1 protein-coding gene is annotated in these 876 nt (G+C 40.4%); it reads left to right on the plus strand.

Going from position 1 to position 876, the window contains the following annotated elements:
* Nucleotides 1-172 precede the first annotated feature (172 nt).
* Nucleotides 173-778, plus strand: coding sequence for a superoxide dismutase SodA (gene sodA, locus HT696_RS10480; RefSeq protein WP_173283082.1), 606 nt, complete (start codon nt 173-175; stop codon nt 776-778).
* Nucleotides 779-876: the final 98 nt, after the last annotated feature.

Here is an 876-nt window from a genome sequence, read left to right on the forward strand (position 1 = left end):
CGAAGTCAGTAACCATACGTACGGCAAGGCGACGTTGACGCGGTTTGAAGAGATTTTCGAAGAGTATTATTAGAAAGTATTTCAGTGATTTCTTCATCTATAAGCAAAAAACTTGAAAAAAGTGAATGTTTGCGTTATCATTTTCATATAGAAAGAAAAAGAGGTATTACAGATGGCTATTATCTTACCAGAACTTCCATATGCATACGACGCTTTGGAACCATACATCGATGCGGAAACAATGCATTTGCACCATGACAAACACCATCAAACTTATGTCAACAATGCCAATGCAGCTTTAGAAAAACACCCTGAAATCGGTGAAGACCTTGAAGCCTTGCTTGCTGATGTAGAATCAATCCCAGCTGATATCCGTCAAGCGCTTATCAACAATGGTGGTGGACACTTGAACCACGCTCTTTTCTGGGAATTAATGACTCCTGAAAAAACAGCTCCATCAACAGAACTTGCAGCAGCAATCGATGCAACATTTGGTTCATTTGAAGACTTCCAAGCAGCCTTCACTGCAGCAGCAACAACTCGTTTCGGTTCTGGATGGGCATGGTTGGTTGTCAACAAAGAAGGGAAGCTTGAAGTGACTTCAACAGCAAACCAAGACACACCAATCTCAGAAGGTAAAAAACCAATCTTGGGCTTGGACGTTTGGGAACATGCTTACTACGTGAAATACCGCAACGTGCGTCCTGACTACATCAAAGCTTTCTTCTCAGTGATCAACTGGAACAAAGTAGATGAATTGTACGCAGCTGCTAAATAATGATAGTTGGAGGGAAGAATTGTTCTTCTCTTTTTAAGGTTATATTATTTTGGTCTGACAAAATCGTCAGACTTTTTTCATTTTTATGAGAAACGTGC

The sequence above is a fragment of the Streptococcus sp. 9903 genome, assembly GCF_013276625.1.
GTDB lineage: Bacteria > Bacillota > Bacilli > Lactobacillales > Streptococcaceae > Streptococcus.